This window comes from Planococcus sp. 1R117A (genome assembly GCF_051417975.1).
GTDB lineage: Bacteria > Bacillota > Bacilli > Bacillales_A > Planococcaceae > Planococcus > Planococcus shenhongbingii.
Genome location: NZ_JBPRLO010000001.1, coordinates 655,379 through 672,613 on the forward strand (window position 1 = coordinate 655,379; position 17,235 = coordinate 672,613).

Here is a 17,235-nt window from a genome sequence, read left to right on the forward strand (position 1 = left end):
TCCATTCGGGCTTTTACGGTCAGTTGATTTTCTTACTGACCGTTAAAGCGGGATAAAGAAAAACTTAATCTGCAAGGGTTCATCCTGCAGATTATTAGTTGATCCATTCGGGCTTTTACGGTCAGTTGATTTTCTTACTGGCCGTTAAAGCGGATCAAAAGAATCCTTGTTTGTTGTCACTATAGCTGACAAGCATATTCTTTGTCTGCTGGTAGTGGTCCAGCATCATTTTGTGGTTCTCGCGGCCAACGCCCGACATTTTGTAACCGCCGAATGCAGCATGAGCCGGATACTGGTGGTAGCAGTTTGTCCAGATGCGCCCTGCCTGAATGCCGCGGCCGAAACGATAAGCGGTATTCGTGTCGCGTGTCCAGATGCCCGCTCCTAATCCATACAAGGTGTCATTAGCGATTTCAAGTGCTTCTTCTTTTGTTTTAAACGTTGTCACTGATACGACCGGCCCAAAAATTTCTTCCTGGAAGATCCGCATTTTGTTGTCGCCTTTGAAAACAGTTGGCTTGATGTAATAGCCTTCTGCCAAATCGCCTTCTAAAATATTGCGGTCACCGCCGATCAATACTTCAGCGCCTTCCTGCTTTCCAATATCCAAATACGACATGATTTTTTCCATCTGCTCTTGTGAAGCCTGGGCACCCATCATTGTTTCAGGATCAAGCGGGTTGCCGATTTTGATAGCTGCTACCCGTTTCAATGCTCGCTCCATAAATTCTTCATATATATCTTCCTGAATCAGCACACGTGAAGGACACGTACAAACTTCACCTTGGTTCAAAGCGAACATGACGAAACCTTCGATTGCTTTATCAAGGAATGCATCATCCTGGTCCATAATATCTTTAAAGAAAATGTTCGGTGATTTCCCACCCAGTTCCAATGTAACCGGAATCAGGTTCTGAGAAGCGTATTGCATAATCATACGGCCCGTTGTTGTTTCGCCTGTAAAGGCAATTTTGCTGATGCGCGGGCTCGAAGCAAGTGGTTTTCCGGCTTCCAAGCCGAATCCGTTTACAATATTCAATACGCCCGGCGGCAAGAGATCTCCAATCAGTTCAGCCCAGACCAAAATACTGGCAGGTGTCTGCTCAGCCGGTTTCAAGACAATACAGTTGCCCGCTGCCAAAGCAGGTGCCATTTTCCAAGTCGCCATAAGAAGCGGAAAGTTCCAAGGAATGATCTGTCCCACCACACCAAGCGGTTCATGGAAATGATAAGCAACTGTATCTTCGTCAATTTGGCTGATGGAACCTTCCTGCGCACGGATGACTCCTGCAAAATAACGGAAATGGTCAATCGCCAAAGGCAAATCGGCATTCAGTGTTTCCCGGACCGCTTTTCCGTTGTCCCATGTTTCTGCAACAGCCAGCATCTCTAAATTCTGTTCCATCCGGTCTGCAATTTTAAGCAGGATATTCGAACGTTCCGTGGTGGAAGTTTTGCCCCATGCTATTTTCGCCGCATGCGCTGCATCGAGTGCCGCTTCTACATCTTCCGCTGTTGAACGGGCGATTTCTGTGAATTTTTTTCCGTTTACCGGCGATACATTGTCGAAATACTGGCCTTTTGCCGGCGCCCGCCATTCACCATTTATATAATTTTCATATCTCTCTTTAAATCTACTTTTCGCACCTTCCGTGTTTGGAGCTGAATACAATACCATTTTGTTTCCTCCCTTATCTTTTTTCGCCTCTATGTATCCGCTTACATCACGCAAATCCAGCAGACTATTCCAAGAGACAGCTTCCCTTCTATATTGTCAAACTAATCTAAAAATTGCAACCCTTTTATTGTAAATTCTCTTCTCTTCCCTATCCTCCGTTTTGTTTAAGGTTTTATCAGGGTATAATAGGATATATCAATGAAATATACATTCGAAGGGATTTTTTTATGAGAATCAATAAGTTTTTAAGTGAAACAGGCATTACTTCAAGACGCGGTGCGGATAAATTTATAGAAGACGGACGGGTGACCATCAACGGTGAGAGGGCTGAACTCGGAAGCAAAGTGCAACCTGGGGACGAAGTGCGGGTAGATGGCAATCTCATTGAACAGCCGAAGCAGCAATACGTTTATATCGCGCTTAATAAACCTGTAGGCATCACCAGTACGACAGAACGCCATATTGAAGGGAATATTGTCGACTTTGTTAACCATCCGCTTCGCATATTCCATGTCGGACGGCTGGACAAAGATTCGGAAGGGTTGATTTTACTGACGAATGATGGAGATATCGTCAACGAAATTCTGCGTGCAGAAAACGAACATGAGAAAGAGTATATCGTCAAAGTGGATATGCCAGTAACCGAATCTTTCCTTAAGAAAATGTCGGAAGGAGTAGAGATTCTCGATACGAAGACGCTCCCTACGACAACCGAAAAATTATCCAAATACTCTTTCCGCATTATTTTGCGCCAAGGGCTGAACCGCCAAATCCGCCGTATGTGCAGCGCTTTGGGATACGAAGTTCGCGGCTTAAAACGAATCCGTATCATGAACATTCAGCTTGGAGATTTGCCCGTCGGAGAGTGGCGGGATTTGACCGATAAAGAACGGAACGAATTATTCGCTCAACTGGACTATAAACCGAAACGATAGGAGAATCAGGCATGCTTACAATGACGAATACTCCGAACCACACAGGCGTCAAAATCAGCGGCGATTACTTTGATTTGGACGAGCTGAATCAGGCTTTTTACCACGTAATCGGCGACGAAAACAAATATTATGATTATGCAGGCGCACGTACGCGCATTCTCGGGATTTCCTATGAGATCCGTCATGCTGCACAAGGAGACCGCAATGTCGAATCTGTTTTCAACGGCCTGCATGACCATATGAAAAAGCAGCATAGTTTTATCGCTCCAGACAAGAACATCTATTTTTCAACCGAAGTTCTATGGCCCGAAGTTCTGTATGCAGCTATCGCGCTGAAAGATTTTGTCCGGCTTCACCGGGAAGATGCCAAATTTCCGGACTGGGACGTCCATTTGCATGTCATTGCCCGGTTCCAGTCACTCGTCCTCGACTGCCTCCACGGACAAGTGCCTGAAGAAGAATATCAGCAGATCTTAAAAGCTTTTCAACAAGCGGTTCCAGGGGAAGAATACGCCATCCAATACATCGATTTCTTAAATATAAAATATATAGACATGCCTAAAAAACAGCGCGAGAAAAGCTTGGGCGTCATCGCTTTGAAAATTGCTATGCAAGATAAAGATTACGTCGCTTTCCGAAACCAGGTCCTGGCAGCGGCCACCCCCAACAAAGTGCCGATTCATGAAATCAGGCTGCAAACTGAGTACCCTGAGGAAATTGAGTGGTAGTTAAAAAGCTGGCGCTTCGAATTCGTAGCGCCAGCTTTTTTATCGTTTAATTTGCATCACTATTAAGTCACTTGCTTCAATTGCAGTCAAGCTGTGTTTTTCATGTGGAGCCATGTAAAGAATGCGTTCAGTCGAGACTTCTGCTGGTTGTCCCTCGACAGTAAAGTTTACTTTCCCGCTTTTTACAATGATCGCAACATCCGCGTCGACTTCATGTTCCGGAATCGTCTCGCCTTGCTGCAATTGTATATTGATGATTTTTGTTTTTTCAAAGTTGAGAACTTGCTGAATATGTTTTGCTTTATCTTTTATATAATAAGGCGTATTCATTAACTCCATCATTCTCTCTCCTTTATAAAACAGTGTTATTTACTATACCCTCATATGCAGCCTGTAAATCATTTACATTTCCTCTTTACTTTTTAGCCCGCTAAAGGTTTTTATCTAAAGCAGAAGTTGTTTCTGTTTAGCCTTAGTACAGCATAGGGTATATTTTTTACAAGACATCTTTTATTATGGTCGGGAGTTGATCTGGTATGGTGAAAAAGTTAGTCCCACTCATGCTCATTTTATGTTTGGCGGCTTGTGGAGGAAATGCGGAACTTACTGAGGAAGGCGAAACAGAAGTCACCGCTCCTGAAGGAGAACTTGATCCAACCGCTCCTGAAGCAGTAGATGAAGCGAAGCCCACCACCTTTACTGCTTTAAGGGATGGGGAAGTGGCTGAAGGAACTGCGGTCATTTTATCAGGAGAAGTTGAAGAATTGACAGATGACGGCGCTTTTCCTGCTTTCATCTTAACGGATGGGGAAAACCAAGTATTTATCCGAAATATGGCTGAAACTTTAGTTGAAGCAGGAGATTCTGTAGCTGTGCATGGCATCTATGACGGAGTAGCTGAAGAAGAGTTGCCCCTCATTTCTGCATCTGTTATTGAGACTGAATAACCGCTGTTGTCCATTCTGGATATAAAAAACCAGCTCACAGAAGAGCTGGTTTTTTTCATGTTCAATAAAGTTCATCGTTCAGGTTCAGCTGGCTCAGATACATCATCCAATGCGATTTCTGCATTATCATAGGATTTGTCTTTCACCGCGATATCGCCCAAAGAAACAATCCCTACGATTTTATCACCTTCTACAACTGGCAACCGCCGAATTTGATGCTGTGCCATTAAATTTGCTGCATCTTCAACATCCATATCCGTGCTCGCAGTCACTGGGTCGGAAGAAAGAATGTCCGATACCGGGCTGTCCAATGATTTTTGTTCAGCTATTCCGCGTGTGACGATATCTCGATCCGTTATGATGCCCACTAGTTTATCATTATCGACGATAGGAATCGATCCGACATCCAAGTCTTTCATTTTTGCTGCAATTTCCTGCAAAGAAGTTTGAGTGGAGCAAGTATCCACATTGCTGGTCATAATTTCTGTAACTTTCATGGTTTATTCCTCCGTTTTAGAAAAGTTATTTTGTTAACTTACAGTCTTAACGAAGCTTTATCCAATTTTCCTGATCTGCTACATTCAATCACTAATCCCCGTGGACTTGCCTCCTTTCAAAAGCGTCTATTACTCTTTAACCGATTTTCTGAATTAAAAACACCTTAACGGAAAAGAAAAAGGGATCCGATTCAAAAATCGGATCCCTTTTAGTCTTTTTATCATTCCACCAGTTGAATAAATTGGCGTGTCCGTTCATGCTTTGGATTCTCGAAAAAGGTTTTTGGATCAGCTGATTCGACGATGACGCCTTTATCGAGCATAATTACACGATCCGCCACTTCCTTGGCAAACTTCATTTCATGCGTGACGACTACCATCGTCATCCCTTCTTCAGCGAGCTGCTTCATAACTTGCAGCACTTCGCCCACCAGTTCCGGGTCAAGTGCCGATGTAGGCTCATCAAACAGCAGGACCTTCGGTTCCATCGCTAAGGCACGAGCAATAGCCACCCGTTGTTTTTGGCCGCCTGATAGCTTGCTTGGATAAACATTTGCTTTTTCCGCAAGCCCTACTTTTTCAAGAAGTGCCATCCCGAGCTGCTTCGCTTTTTCTTTGTCCATCTTTTTCACAGTGACCGGCGCTTCGATGACGTTTTCCAGCGCTGTTTTGTGCGGGAAAAGATTGAAATGCTGAAACACCATTCCCACTTCGGCACGGATATCCGCTAATTTATCTTTCTTGGGATTAACGACATGGCCGTCAATTGTGATTTTTCCGCTGTTCATTTCCTCCAAAAAGTTAAAGCAGCGTAAAAGCGTGCTTTTTCCTGATCCACTGACACCGACAAGTACCACAACCTCCTGGGGTTTCACTTCTAAATCGATGCCTTTTAACACTTCTAAATCCCCGAAGGACTTATAGATGTTTTCTCCAATGATCATGATTTGTCCCCCCTTTACGCTTTGTCTACATCCAGTCTGTTTTCATACCATCTGACGATATAAGTGAAAATCATAACCAGCACTAAATAATAGAAACCTACGACTATGAATGTCTCAAATTGCTTAAACGAACTTGCTGCCGCCCGGTTCGCCACCGAAAATAGCTCCGCTACCCCGATCATCCATACCAGAGATGAATCTTTTAGTGTGATGATGAATTGGTTGCCAAGCGGCGGAATGGAACGGCGAAGCGCCTGCGGGAAAACAATTCTCCGCATGGTCTGGTTGTTCGTCATGCCGAGCGCCCGGCTCGCTTCTGTCTGTCCCTGGTCAATCCCTTGAATGGCACCGCGGAAAATCTCTGCGATGTAGGCCCCGTTATGAACCGCAAGGGCAATAGCTCCTGCCCAGAAATTATCCAGGACAATAATTTGTGTAATCCCGAAATACAGGAACATAATCTGCACCAATAATGGCGTTCCCCGGATAATTGTAATATAAAGATTCGCAATGCCTTGCAGAATCTTGGATTTCGAAATTTTCATCAGGGCAAAGAATAAGCCCAGCACCGTACCGAGAATCACCGAAATTGCAGTCAATTGCAAGGTGATGACAACGGCTTCCAAAAATCCCGGATATGTGGTTAGAAAAATATCAATTATCGTTCGAATACTCTCCATGGCGATTCCCCTCTCTCAGCTTAGCGCAGAACTTCGATTCCTTCTGTCTCCACTTCGAGGAGGTTAGTACCGAACCATTTTTCAGAAATCTCCGCATAAGTTCCATTCTCAATGATGGCATCCAATGCTCTGTTGATTTCTTCCAGCAACGCTTTATCTTCCGGACGTACAGCAATTGCCGCTTCTTCAATCCATAAATTTTCGCCGATATCTTTAATTTCAAGGCCGGCCTTCTGCGCTTCAAAGCCAACAACATCAGCTGTGATAACTGCATCTACGCGTCCTGGCACTAATTCCTGCAAAGCTACAACATCACTATTATAATACTGGATGTCGTCTGTAAACTCTTTTGCAGCCGGTTCATATGTTGTTTGGGCAACAATCCCAATTTTCTTGCCTTCAAGGTCAGCCGGTTCCTGAATTTCTGTATTTCCTTCAGCTACCCAAATTTTACCGCCCGATAGATAGTAAGGATCTGAGAACGCAACCGTTTTCGCACGTTCATCTGTAATTGCCATTGATCCGATAACCGCATCATACTTTTTACCGATCAAGCCCTGGATAATTGTTTCAAACGGGTTAGTTACCGGATTATGTTCCAATCCCATTTCTTCCGCAAGGGCTGCACCGATTTCAATATCAAAGCCTGTCAGTTTTCCGCCTTCTTCATAATTGAATGGTTTATAAAGTCCGCTGGCTGCAGTAGTGAATTTACCTTCCTCCAATAATCCCAGCTCATTTCCGCCGCCTTCAGTGCTTGATCCTTCCGAACCGGTTGAGTCTTCTGATCCTCCGCAAGCTGCCAAAACCAAACCTGCTGACAAAATTACACTTAAAAATGATAATTTCTTTTTCATCTTATTCTCCCCTTTTCGATTTATATAATTGACCAAAGCGCCGAAGCGTTTCGGGACTTGCCAGTAGTGTGAGCGCTTTTTAGTAAAAAATATTCTTCTCTTTATATACTGCTTCGATCCTCGCCAAGTTCTCTTTTACTTTGGCATGCTCTTTCACATATACAAATCGCATAATCGAAGTCAAGAGTGCATGGACCGCTGTATACGAATCAATATTTAAGTTTGTGTTCAATGAGACTTTAATTGTGATATCAGCAGATGCTAAAGCTGGTGATTCAAGTGAATCAGTTAACAAAATCACTTTTGCTCCCCGTTCTTTAGCAGATTGGACTGTTTCGACAACCATTCTCGTATAACGGGGAAACACAAATGCAATAAGAGTATCTCCGGGCCCTATTTTGGATAACTGGCTGTAATAATGTCCATCTGCTGGATAAATCATTTCCGTAGAGCCAATTGTCATATCCAGCCATCCTGAAAACCAATGGGCCAGACCGTAATCAAAAAAATCACTGGCAATGTAGAGGTGCTTGGCAGAACTAATCAAATCAACAGCTTGCAGAAGATCGTCTTCATTCATCGACTGCTTTAACTTTATGATGCTACTGATTTCCGCATCAAGTAAGTTTTCTAAAAAAGATTGGTCGGCGTTCGGTTCCAGTGTTTTTTGTTCAGCCTGTTCAAACCGTTCTTCAGCCAGCTTCCGCTGAACTACTTGCTGAAATTCGGCATAACCTTTATAGCCTAACTTCTGAGTCCAGCGAATGACGGTAGATTCACTGACATTTACTCTTCTTCCTACCTCTAAGGCAGATGAAAACGCCAAAAAAATAGGTTCTCGGAAAAAAAGGTCTCCAACTTTCTTTTGTCCAGTACTAAAACCCTTATACGCATCCGAAACACTTCGCAGTAAATCCTGCATCTATCACGCCTCCAAAACGACAACTTACTCAAATACTTATAAAAAGTATACATTTATGCAGGAATTCCTGCAATAGTTCTTTGAATTTTCCCCATAAATAATTACTTATAAATATTTCGAATATTTATTACCTATTTTGGAATGCTATATTTTTAATATGTATTTAGAGGTTTCTTGCCCTTCCTCAACCTAAGTAAGTTTGTGTAATTTGATAGATAAAAGACATAAAAACTTTTACAAAGAAAAGGGAAAAGTGGAATTATGCAGGATTTTCTTTGACAGTATTAAAATATTCCCTAGTCCTTTATGCACTAAACGCTATTTTGAAACAATAATGAAATATTTCTCGTTTGTAATTATTCTGTTTTTTCAGGTTTCTTCTTTTTCTTAGAGGGGTATTATTCAATTAACAACATCTGTAAATAAAGGGAAGGAGGAGAGAATCAATGAAAGCCTTGAATTCTATTGCCCTTATTTTGTTAATCATTGGAGGCGTAAACTGGCTGCTCGTCGGGTTGTTCCAATTTGATTTAGTAGCAGCTATTTTCGGCGGAGAAGTTGGAACTAAATCGGCATTCTCCCGAATCATTTATGTTATTGTCGGCCTTTGCGCTCTTTATGCTTTAAGATTCTTGCCAATGGTAAACCATGATCATCGGCAAAGCGATGTACGCCGTTAAATGGTTCTTACTCAACACAAAAATCCTCCATGCCGTGTTTTAGGCATGGAGGATTTAAATTCGTATTATTTTAATATTTTAATTTTAACGTTCTTTCTTCCCCATTTAAGGGCTGCGCTTTTCGTCGGAATGAATACATCGATCTTATTGCCTTTGATGGCACCGCCAGTATCTCCAGCAATTGCGTAGCCGTAGCCTTCAACATGGACTTTCGTACCCAGTTTAATCACTCTTGGATCTACTGCAATAACTTTTAACCCAGGGTTTTTCTTCAGGTTAATGCCGGTTCTGGTAATTCCTGAACACCCTTTGCATGAGGCTGTATACGCCGTGGAGGAAACTGTGAATTCTTTGACTACTGATCCAGCAGATGACCGTGATGGTGTTTTTGCTTTAGAGGCCTTTTTCACCTTAGATCCTGTAACTTTCAACTTTTGTTTCGGTTTGATGACATCGGACTTTAGCTTGTTCCATGACTTTAAATTGCTGACCGATACTTTATGCATTTTAGAAATTTTATATAAGGTGTCTCCACTTTTAACTGTGTATGTACTTGCTGCTGCCGAGCTTTCAAGTGAGGTGCCAAGGAACAAAACCAGTGCAAAACTTAGAATAATCAATAGTTTTTTCAATCTGTTCTCTCCTTCGTTTGTGTTTTTTCAATACAAACAAAATAGCACGATAACATTACAGTCATGTAACAATTAGTAGCCTGTTTCATTACAGTTTGACTGTTTTTTATGACATAGGTACTTTTCTTTCGTAATAAACCTGCTCATAATGGTTTATTTATACGGGACAAAAGACATTACTTTTGTATGATAATTCCTTTTTTTACTTCGGTTTTATCTCTTAAACGCAAAAAAGCGGATGCCATTTTACACGGCATCCGCTTCCAAATCATTTATTCGCTTTATGGACTTTCAAGGTTTTGCCCTTTATTGTCTTGTCTTTCATAGCTTTCAGCACCATGGGTCCTTTGCCGTTTAAGATATCAATATAAGTAACGGTGTCTTGGATTTTAATAATCCCAATATCCTCCGCTGTAACTCCCGGAATGCTCGTTAAGGTGCCCACGAAATCAAAAGCGCGCAACTTCTTTTTCTTTCCGCCGTTGAAATACAGTTTCATGATATCTTTATTCACTTGCTCGTTTTTATTCTTTTTCAGTTGGGGCAGGCTTTCCAGCTTTTCAACAAAAGCAGGTTCAGCAGCGCTTACTTCTTGTGCTGAAGGGGAAGTGTGCTGCGGAATTTCAAAGCCGATATAAGATTCAATTTCATTTAAAAATTTGTCTTCGTGCGGTGTTACAAAAGTGATGGCTTTCCCTTTTTTGCCGGCACGGCCTGTTCTTCCCGAACGGTGCACGTAACTTTCTTTCTCTAAAGGAATATCAAAATTTATGACATGAGTTATGCTGTCAATGTCGATTCCCCGTGCAGCTACATCCGTCGCAACTAAATAACGGAACTCGCCGCGCTTGAATTCATTCATTACCGCAAAGCGGTCTTCCTGCATCATTCCACCGTGCAGTTTATCACAGGTATAATGATGTTTTTCAAGTTGTTCTACCACAAAATCGACATTGTCTTTCGTACGGCAGAAAATGATGCAGCTATCCGGATTTTCAACAATCGTCACATCGCGCAGCAAAGAAAATTTCTTTTTTTCTTCAACTGTGTAGAGCGAATGTTCAATCCGGTCTGTCAAGGTCTCTGTTGAGGCAATTTCAATATGCTTTGGATTCTTCATGTATTTGCGTTGAAGATTTTCTACATTTTCAGGCAATGTAGCGGAAAAAAGCATGGTTGTCCGCTGTTTTGGCAATTTGTTGATAATGGCTTCCACTTGTTCGATAAAGCCCATATTCAGCATTTCATCCGCTTCATCAAGTACCAAGTATTCAATGCGGCTCAAGTCCAGCGTTCCGCGTTCGATATGGTCAAACACACGCCCCGGAGTTCCTACGACCACATGGCATTTCTGCTTTAGTTCCGCCTGCTGGTAGGCAAATGGCTGTTTGCCGTAAACTGCCGCTGCTTTAATGCGTTTAAAGCGGCCAATGTTTGTAATATCTTCTTTTACTTGATCTGCCAGTTCCCGTGTCGGTGTCAAAATAAGAGCCTGCGGTTTGTTTTCTTCCCAATCGACCAATTCACAGATCGGTATCCCAAATGCTGCGGTTTTCCCGCTGCCTGTTTGGGACTTAACAGCAACGTCAGTCTTTGAAAGTGCTGCCGGGATCACTTTTTCCTGCACTTCAGTCGGCTTCGTATAGCCCAAACCTTCCAGCGCTCTTAAAATCGATTCACTGATTTTATATTGATTAAATTGTATTGTATTCATGTTCTTGCTCCTTCTCCGCTCAAAAAATCTATACGTCGTTATATTATGCCATGGATGAGCCTGTTTCTTCTATTAAACAATTATTAAGTTTTTATTTAATAAAAAATCAGCGGAAAAATCACCGCTGATCTTCAAACAAGTTATTGATCCAACAAGCTGACAGAGACTTTGACGTCGAGCGATTGGCTGCCCCCTCTGTATACACCTTGCACAGGGCTGACGTCGTTGTAGTCACGGCCAACTCCAACGCGTATATGGTGTTCAAGAGCTTCTACATTATTTGTCGGATCAAGCCCTACCCAGCCGATCCCAGGCACCATTACTTCCACCCAGGCATGGCTGGCGGCATCACCGACAAGCGCCGAATTTTCTCCGACATATAAATAACCGCTGACATAGCGGGCTGGAATTTGATTGCCGCGCAAAATTCCGAGCATGACATGGGTGATATCCTGGCACACGCCTTTCATCAGATCATACGATTCCTCCGCTTTTGTTGAGACCGTCGTCGACTCGCCGTCATAAGTAAAGCGGTCGTGCAGATACCCCATCACATCAATTGAGAATTGCACCGGATTCGTCATTTCGCCTAAGTCTCTTCCAATCTGCTCGATTTGCTCAGGACTCAAATACGTATACGATGTATTGCTTAAGTAAGCCATATATTGCTCACTGAATAATTTGGAATGGAAAATGGCATTCATTTCCGGCGAATACTCAATGCGGTGGATAAACGGGCTTTTCTGGATACTGACAATACTCGTCGTCTTAACTTCCAGGTTCTCATGGTGCTCTGCAATGAAAAACGTCTCTACATCATTTCCCCAGATATCGATATGCTCTTTCGTAAGCGTAGCCGGAGTGATGTCAGCCCGATAAGATAATAGGCGCTGCGTTTCATCTGTCTTCGGTTTCAATCGGATGGAATTCATGCTCTGGTCAACGATCGTTTCGTATTTGAATATATTCGCATGCTCGACTTTATACTTCATAGTGGTAATTCCCTTCGGACTATTAGATTGAAATTGAGTTTGGGTTTGGCTGTTGGCTTCTTCTTCTGTTGAAGGATCAATCAAATAATAAGTCTGTGAGAAAAGCTGGCCAATTTCATTGCAGCCATCCTGGAAATGATTTAAGAAATCCATCATTTCATCGGTAGAAAGCTGGTCTATATCGATTTCATCAAATTCAGTCCTTACTTCATCAAGCTTCGCAAAAAGCTCCCAAGAATAATGAGAAACTTTCCCTTCTTCCAATTCATCCACCGCATCTCTTACGTGATCCAGACAGTAGCGGATTGAGCGTGGGAAAGACTTATCGGAAATCAGGAAACTCAGAACCTGGCGCGGATCCATTTTAGGCAGATGGGCTTTTAAATAAGCTTCATAGCCTTTAGTCATCCTTAAAGCTGACAGCCAATAATAATAATCTTCAGTTTGTTCCTGCAGCTGCTGTTCATAAGTCCGCTCACAGACGACATTTAGTATTCGCGCCGTTTTTTCAGCCCGCTCCAGCCATTTGCCGATTTTGATAATCTGATACTCCACACCCCGCTGCATGGCGGATTCAATAATACCTTGTGAAGTCAGGGAAGTGGTTCTCACCAAATCCAGAAACTCCCGGATCTCGCTTGTCAAACATTGTTGAGTATCAATGTTCTGCAACGCTAAATAACAGCTGTTCCAAACTTCCCAGTAATCATCCGTTATATGGTCTCTGCTGACCCGTGCATTTTCTCTTATTAACCGAACACAATTGGCAATCGAATTCCAGTTATTATCCGACATGGCCAAATAATGAATCAGTTGATCATCATTATAAGGCGACAAAGACTTGAGCTGATTCAACTCCTGCCACGACGAACAAATTTCATACGTCAGTTTCCAGTCACTTTCCCGGACCAGTTCTTCATCAGATGCTTCAATCATCTGCAGCAATTGTACATCCAGAATGCGGGCATTATTTTCAGCGCGTTCCGCATTTCGTGACATCCAATATAATGAGTTCGCTACACGGCTTAGCATTAAAGAGCCCCCCTCTCTTCTTTTTCTTTATATACCCAGGTATCTTTTCCGCCTCCGCCTTGAGAAGAGTTGACGACGAGCGAACCTTTTTTCAATGCGACACGGGACAACCCTCCTGGAAGCACGCGGGTTTCGGCCCCTCTCATCACAAAGACCCGCAAATCTACGTGGCAAGGATAGAATTCTTCTCCTTGATACGCCGGAGCTCTTGATAATTTAATGGTCGGCTGAGCAATATACTGGTGCGGGGCTTCTATGATTTTCTGCCGGAATTTTTCAATAAGCTCTTTGGAGGCATGCGGGCCAACAAGCATGTCATAGCCTCCAGATGCTCCGACATTCTTTACTACCAGTTCTTCCAAATGTTCAAGCACCCATTCACGCTCTTCAGGGTTGTCTAGTATATAAGTCTTCACATTGTCGATAATCGGTTCTTCCTTCAAATAGTAGCGGATCATTTCAGGAACATAGGCATAAATCGCTTTATCGTCTGCAACTCCGTTGCCAATGCCGTTTAGAATAGCCACATTGCCGTGGCGGTAAGCGTTCACCAGTCCCGGAACTCCAAGAGCAGAATCTTCCCGGAAAGCCTCGGGATCCAAAAAGTCATCATCAATGCGGCGATAAATAATATCTACCCGCTTCAGCCCCCGGATAGACTTCATATACACAATATTATTTCTGACCACCAAATCCCGTCCTTCAACCAAATCGATGCCCATTTGCTGCGCTAAAAAGACATGGTCGTAATAGGCAGAATTGTACATTCCAGGAGTCAGCAGCACCGCAAAAGCTTTATCTCCCGTCGCTTTAGGCGCATGATCCAAAATCGCCTCATGCAAATGAGACAGCTGATGTTCAAGGGCATGGACCGAATGTTTGGAAAAGAATTCAGGATATACTTGGCGCATCACATAACGGTTCTGATAAACGTAGGACATCCCTGAAGGGTTCCGCAAATTGTCTTCGAGAACATGGTATTTTCCATTCTCGTCGCGGATTAAATCGATGCCTGCTAAGAAGATGTGGTTTTTCAGTGGGATATCGATTCCTTTCACTTGCTTCGCATAATAATAGGGGTTTTCTTCGACCAGTCTTCGGGGAACCACGCCGTCTTCGAGGATTTGCTGATCGTGGTAAACATCGTCTAAAAAACGGTTGAGGGCTTCTGTCCGCTGAATCATCCCTTTTTCAATCATTTTCCATTCTTCAGGTGAAATAATGATCGGAACAAAATCGAAAGGCATCGTCCTCTCAGTGCCTACATTATTGTTGTACACTGTAAACGTAATGCCTTGGCGCAAAAAGGAAAGTTGAGCCGTTTCATGTTTTTCTTTTAAATCATCTTTTGAAAATCGGGTGAGCATCTCATAAAATTTCTGGTAATGGGGCTTCGGCAAACCTTCAGCAGTGAACATCTCATCAAAAAATGGTTTTACATCATACGATTTAAACATGGAAACCCTCCCTCAGGTTTTTATAATTTTCTGTTAATTTTGAAGTTACAAAAAAGCTATGGCTCTGTCGGAAACGAGCAATAGCTTTTCCATGTTTTTATTTTAACTTATTTTATTTGTCAAATGTGGAATTTTTTGAAGATTTGCTTTTTGATGTATCATCCTTGTCTAAATCCTTTTTTAAGGAATCGGTATACTCTGTGCTGCCGCCATAAATGCCGCCTGCCGGAGTAGAATCGATAGCATCACTTCCGCTTGTTGCTCCTGTCGCACCGGCACCCGTTGTTGAAGAGCCAGTTGTAGATCCTACAGACCCTGCTGAACCACCCGCTGTGCCCGATGTTCCGCTGCCGGCAGCGTCAGAGCTGGATAACCCTGCATTTGGGTTTGTAGAACTTGTGCCCGTCGTTCCTGTACTTGTCGAAGATGATCCGGTCGAACTTCCACCCGAAGTACTGCCCACTTCATCCTGCAAAGTCTGGTTCGCTTTATCCAGCATATCCTTCTCTTTATCCATCATCTTTTGCTGGCTGTCGATGGCGCTTTTTACGCTTTCCACAGCTTTGTTGACAGTAGGTTTCACCTTGTCGACCATACCGCCTGACTGTTCATTGAACCGCTCTAGACCTTTTTTCACGTTCTCTTTCAAGTTGCTTGCCTGTGAAGTGGAGGTGCCATCCGACTCTACTTTTTTCTGGGTCATAGCTGCACCAATTACTGCCCCGACTCCCAGTAATAACAATTTTCCGAATACTCCACCTGAACCTCTAGCCATATTGATTCACTCCTTCTCAGTTTTAAAATATACTGTGCTCTTATTATTGACTAATTCAGCCATTTTCAAACCTTTCAGAAAAAAATAAAAGACACCTTTTGGCATCTTAGGTGTCTTAAGGGTTAGATTCAGTTTTAGGAAAGTCTGCCTTCTTCAAGCATCACCTGTTCAAATGCCTTTACAACTTCCGGATCGTATTGGATGCCGGCCAGCCGTTTGATTTCATCTATCGCATACTGCGCTGTAAAAGCTTTGCGGTATGCGCGGTCTTCGGTCATTGCATCAAAAGTATCACAAACACCGATAATTTTCGCTTCGACTAATATTTCTTCGCCTTTCAATCCAAAAGGATATCCCCGGCCATTTACCCGTTCATGATGCTGCTCCACAATTTCCGCTAAATCAGCGTATGCCGTTTTACGTAACATGTCGGCTCCGTCACCTGGGTGCTTTTTAATTAATTCAAACTCCTCATCTGTCAATTTATCCGGTTTTTTCAGTACATCTTCCGGGATATTGATTTTTCCAATATCATGGAGGATTGAAGCGATAAAGAGGTTATGAACCCTCTCTCTCTCTAAATCTAATTTCGCAGCAGTTTTGACAGCATAGTTAGCTACCCGAGAGCTATGTTTAAATGTATATCTATCTTTTCGTTCCACTTGTTCTCCAATTTTACGTAAATCATTTATTTCATTGCTTAACGTATGAAAAGTTGGATGCGTCGAGACATATAATAAGGTCACGTCAGTTTTTGCATTTAAAGAGACCGTTTCTTTTAAATTTCTCGCTGAAAAAAAGTCATTTGGTCCAATGGTGCTTATTTCGCCGTCCACTTCTACATCCATTTCTCCCGATAATATATAAAAGAACTCTTGAACACTAGCGTCCTCTCCAGGAAAAAGGACCACTAATTTACCTTTCACAACTGTCTGTTTCATCATCTCAATTCCACCGCCGCGACCTAAAAGGCTAAGAGAAGTTGCCCCATTCTGGACAGTTTCTAAATAGCCATTTTTCAAGATGTTCAACCCTTCCACAAACACACTTCCTTCCAAACAAACTATGGGAGTATAGATTTTCTATACTCCCATAGTACTCTATCATTCTAGTAGTAGACAACCATTCTTACCAACCGATAACTATTAGCGGATCAATCAAAGCCGAACGGTCACCAAATTGGAATAAAACCCATTCAACTTCTACAGTAATACCCCCTGCAGTAGCTTTTTCAGCGCCTTTTCGAGTTATTTCTTGAGTTTTACTATCCAACTTTGCAATTAACTTATTAATTTTTTCATTATATTTCGACGTTAACTCTGCTTGTTTCGCCACATCGTCTTCATTCGCGAAATCTTCCAGATATTTCGTATACATTCTTTCAGCCTTCTCTTGAGCTTTAGCAACTTCTGAATAAATCTTAGCATTGACTGTTTCTACATCTGTAAACGCCTGGGCTATTTCTGGGGTCATGATTGTCTTTTCTGAAGCAAATGCTGAAGTGCTGATCATCATGATGACCATCATAGCAACAAATGCGGCGATTAAACTTTTCTTAAACATTTTATTTCCTCCTGTCATTCTTTTATTATAGTGAAGAAACCAAACTTGAGATGCATTGGTCAAAGACTCCACTATTGTCTTCAAACTGTAAAAAACTCTCAAAAAAGGCTACTCCACTTTATTTAGTATATACGAACTAGGCACTTGGTACAATGTAATTCTAATATTTTTAACAATTTTAGGCAATTAAATCATTCAAATT

General features: G+C 42.4%; 18 protein-coding genes. 4 read left to right on the forward strand and 14 right to left on the reverse strand.

The window, feature by feature from the left end; genetic code table 11:
- Positions 1-154: 154 nt before the first annotated feature.
- Positions 155-1,678 (reverse strand): aldehyde dehydrogenase, encoded by a 1,524-nt coding sequence (adh, locus tag ACSFXN_RS03035; RefSeq protein WP_437148720.1) that lies wholly within the window; start codon positions 1,676-1,678, stop codon positions 155-157.
- 227 nt (positions 1,679-1,905) lie between these two features.
- Here adh and rluF point away from each other — a divergent pair, with 227 nt between their 5' ends.
- Together rluF and ACSFXN_RS03045 are read left to right on the forward strand one after the other, a co-directional pair.
- Positions 1,906-2,613, forward strand: coding sequence for a 23S rRNA pseudouridine(2604) synthase RluF (gene rluF, locus ACSFXN_RS03040; RefSeq protein WP_437148721.1), 708 nt, complete (start codon positions 1,906-1,908; stop codon positions 2,611-2,613).
- A gap of 11 nt (positions 2,614-2,624) precedes the next feature.
- On the forward strand, positions 2,625-3,341 hold the full coding sequence (locus ACSFXN_RS03045) for a DUF6904 family protein (protein WP_301855594.1): 717 nt from the start codon (positions 2,625-2,627) through the stop codon (positions 3,339-3,341).
- A gap of 39 nt (positions 3,342-3,380) precedes the next feature.
- On the opposite strand, the gene ACSFXN_RS03050 is transcribed toward ACSFXN_RS03045, so the two are convergent.
- Positions 3,381-3,680: a hypothetical protein gene (locus ACSFXN_RS03050; RefSeq protein WP_437148722.1), complete on the reverse strand. Its 300-nt coding sequence runs from the start codon at positions 3,678-3,680 to the stop codon at positions 3,381-3,383.
- A 197-nt stretch (positions 3,681-3,877) separates the two neighbouring features.
- On the opposite strand from ACSFXN_RS03050, the gene ACSFXN_RS03055 reads away from it, so the two are divergent.
- Positions 3,878-4,288 (forward strand): hypothetical protein, encoded by a 411-nt coding sequence (locus ACSFXN_RS03055; protein WP_437148723.1) that lies wholly within the window; start codon positions 3,878-3,880, stop codon positions 4,286-4,288.
- 71 nt (positions 4,289-4,359) lie between these two features.
- On the opposite strand, the gene ACSFXN_RS03060 is transcribed toward ACSFXN_RS03055, so the two are convergent.
- The 5 genes from ACSFXN_RS03060 to ACSFXN_RS03080 all read right to left on the reverse strand — a co-directional run bounded on the left by ACSFXN_RS03060 (position 4,360) and on the right by ACSFXN_RS03080 (position 8,188).
- Positions 4,360-4,785 carry a CBS domain-containing protein gene (locus ACSFXN_RS03060; protein WP_437148724.1) on the reverse strand — a complete coding sequence of 142 codons (426 nt, stop codon included), beginning with the start codon at positions 4,783-4,785 and terminating at the stop codon, positions 4,360-4,362.
- A gap of 221 nt (positions 4,786-5,006) precedes the next feature.
- Complete coding sequence (locus ACSFXN_RS03065; protein WP_437148725.1) at positions 5,007-5,729, reverse strand: amino acid ABC transporter ATP-binding protein; 723 nt, start codon at positions 5,727-5,729, stop codon at positions 5,007-5,009.
- A 14-nt stretch (positions 5,730-5,743) separates the two neighbouring features.
- A complete protein-coding gene (locus tag ACSFXN_RS03070; protein WP_300990403.1) occupies positions 5,744-6,409 on the reverse strand; it encodes an amino acid ABC transporter permease in 666 nt (221 codons plus the stop codon).
- Positions 6,410-6,429: 20 nt separating this feature from the next.
- Positions 6,430-7,266 carry a transporter substrate-binding domain-containing protein gene (locus tag ACSFXN_RS03075; RefSeq protein ID WP_300990404.1) on the reverse strand — a complete coding sequence of 279 codons (837 nt, stop codon included), beginning with the start codon at positions 7,264-7,266 and terminating at the stop codon, positions 6,430-6,432.
- A 79-nt stretch (positions 7,267-7,345) separates the two neighbouring features.
- Positions 7,346-8,188 (reverse strand): MurR/RpiR family transcriptional regulator, encoded by an 843-nt coding sequence (locus tag ACSFXN_RS03080; protein ID WP_437148726.1) that lies wholly within the window; start codon positions 8,186-8,188, stop codon positions 7,346-7,348.
- A gap of 446 nt (positions 8,189-8,634) precedes the next feature.
- Here ACSFXN_RS03080 and ACSFXN_RS03085 point away from each other — a divergent pair, with 446 nt between their 5' ends.
- The gene (locus ACSFXN_RS03085; protein ID WP_437148727.1) at positions 8,635-8,868 is read left to right on the forward strand and encodes a DUF378 domain-containing protein; all 234 of its coding nucleotides are present in this window, start codon (positions 8,635-8,637) and stop codon (positions 8,866-8,868) included.
- 65 nt (positions 8,869-8,933) lie between these two features.
- Here the strand turns inward: ACSFXN_RS03085 and ACSFXN_RS03090 are convergent, their stop codons facing one another.
- The 7 genes from ACSFXN_RS03090 to ACSFXN_RS03120 all read right to left on the reverse strand — a co-directional run bounded on the left by ACSFXN_RS03090 (position 8,934) and on the right by ACSFXN_RS03120 (position 17,033).
- Positions 8,934-9,500, reverse strand: coding sequence for a 3D domain-containing protein (locus ACSFXN_RS03090; RefSeq protein WP_437148728.1), 567 nt, complete (start codon positions 9,498-9,500; stop codon positions 8,934-8,936).
- Positions 9,501-9,768: 268 nt separating this feature from the next.
- Complete coding sequence (locus ACSFXN_RS03095) at positions 9,769-11,214, reverse strand: DEAD/DEAH box helicase (protein WP_437148729.1); 1,446 nt, start codon at positions 11,212-11,214, stop codon at positions 9,769-9,771.
- 140 nt (positions 11,215-11,354) lie between these two features.
- Entirely contained in the window at positions 11,355-13,238 is a 1,884-nt protein-coding gene (locus ACSFXN_RS03100; RefSeq protein ID WP_437148730.1) for an alpha-E domain-containing protein, read from the reverse strand.
- On the reverse strand, positions 13,238-14,695 hold the full coding sequence (locus ACSFXN_RS03105; protein ID WP_437148731.1) for a circularly permuted type 2 ATP-grasp protein: 1,458 nt from the start codon (positions 14,693-14,695) through the stop codon (positions 13,238-13,240). The genes ACSFXN_RS03100 and ACSFXN_RS03105 overlap by 1 nt, the downstream gene beginning before the upstream one ends.
- A gap of 112 nt (positions 14,696-14,807) precedes the next feature.
- On the reverse strand, positions 14,808-15,470 hold the full coding sequence (locus tag ACSFXN_RS03110) for a hypothetical protein (protein ID WP_437148732.1): 663 nt from the start codon (positions 15,468-15,470) through the stop codon (positions 14,808-14,810).
- A 134-nt stretch (positions 15,471-15,604) separates the two neighbouring features.
- Positions 15,605-16,510: an HD domain-containing phosphohydrolase gene (locus tag ACSFXN_RS03115; RefSeq protein ID WP_437148733.1), complete on the reverse strand. Its 906-nt coding sequence runs from the start codon at positions 16,508-16,510 to the stop codon at positions 15,605-15,607.
- 88 nt (positions 16,511-16,598) lie between these two features.
- The gene (locus tag ACSFXN_RS03120; protein ID WP_437148734.1) at positions 16,599-17,033 is read right to left on the reverse strand and encodes a hypothetical protein; all 435 of its coding nucleotides are present in this window, start codon (positions 17,031-17,033) and stop codon (positions 16,599-16,601) included.
- Positions 17,034-17,235 lie beyond the last annotated feature (202 nt).